At 57.0% G+C, this 1,210-nt stretch carries 2 protein-coding genes; both read right to left on the bottom strand.

All coding sequences use genetic code 11. From position 1 onward, the window contains the following. Positions 1–410 (bottom strand): translation initiation factor IF-2 N-terminal domain-containing protein (locus NW819_RS11140; protein WP_414413779.1); only part of this gene is annotated, 410 nt, incomplete at its 3' end. A gap of 396 nt (positions 411–806) precedes the next feature. Next, a complete protein-coding gene (locus tag NW819_RS11135; RefSeq protein ID WP_011432759.1) occupies positions 807–1,097 on the bottom strand; it encodes a YlxR family protein in 291 nt (96 codons plus the stop codon). Between the last annotated feature and the right edge of the window lie 113 nt (positions 1,098–1,210).

The raw sequence follows: 1,210 nt of genomic DNA, 5'->3' as shown, positions 1-1,210 counted from the left end.
TTTTCGGGGGAGACTCGCTCAGGTCGAGACAGCGAGGTCTTGGCAGCCGGCAGAGTTTCAGCCGTCTTGGCTTCGCCAACTGGAGCTGGCTGCTGAGCAGGCGCGGGCCGACGAATGCCGACGATCGCGCTGGCGGTGCCGGGCGCTTTCTGCTGAGGGCGCTCACTGGCTTTAGCTTCAGCAGGAGGCTCCGGCGGCAGGCTTTCAGATGGGGGTTTGGGCCGGGGTCGAGGAGGTTTCACAATGTGGGGGGCGCCCAGCTTGCTGCGCACCAACTCAGCTTGCTCCGGAGAAATGGTGCTGCTGTGGGTTTTGAAAGGGATCCCCAGTTGCTCACAAACCTCCAGCACATCCCGACTGTCACGCCCCATCTCACGGGCAATATCATAAATTCGAACTTTATCGGTCATTCGTCTGCTAGCCTCTGCTCCTTTACTTCTCGTCAGTTTTACTATCCAAACTCAATGGGAACCAAGTTATTGGGTTGAGCCGAACCTTTCGGGCTTGCGGGGGCTTCCTCCGGCGCATCGAGAACAGCTCGGCAATCCTCCGGGGATCCGGCCTGAAGGGAACCCAGGTCTGAAGCTGCTCTGGCAACATCCACAGGGGACATCCAGTAAAGCAACCGAGGAAGAACGAGCAAATGTCAACAGCGCCTCCAGAATAACCTCTCTGCAGTTCATCCCACTTGGCCTCAGTTTTCCAGCCAACTCCCATTCTGACAGTTGAGAGGGGCTGCCGTGTGGTTCGCAACTTAGCGAACCTGAAGAGGCGCTTTGAATATCTTACCTACATTGGGAATACCTCTAAGGCTCAGGCTTTTGGAGGAGATGTCCCTGGGAATCTTGCTCAAGAGAATCCAGCAGCCGTTGGAACAACGAGTCAGGCACAGGTGCCTTGAGGGCTCGGTTTATCTGTTGCTTGCGCCGGGCTGCTTGCAGACATTCCAGCCGCCGACAGACATAGGCAGAGCGCCCCATACCCCCGCCCAAAAGCACTTGGTGGGAATCAAATTGCCTGACCAGCCGCCACAGTTGTGAGCGAGGAAACAACTGGCGACAGCCTACACAACGGCGCAGCGGATCGGCACCCGGCAAAAGACTCTATCCTGCTGATACACTACAAGCAAGCTCTATCCAGCCTACTCCAAATCTGGCGCCCGCGATCGCAGAAACTCAAAGAAATACTCCACCAACTGGGGATCCCGCCA

The sequence above is a fragment of the Synechococcus sp. R8-2 genome, assembly GCF_047461715.1.
Lineage (GTDB): Bacteria > Cyanobacteriota > Cyanobacteriia > Thermostichales > Thermostichaceae > Thermostichus.
Note: the sequence above shows the minus strand (reverse complement) of the source record. Positions and strands in the feature narration are given on the sequence as shown.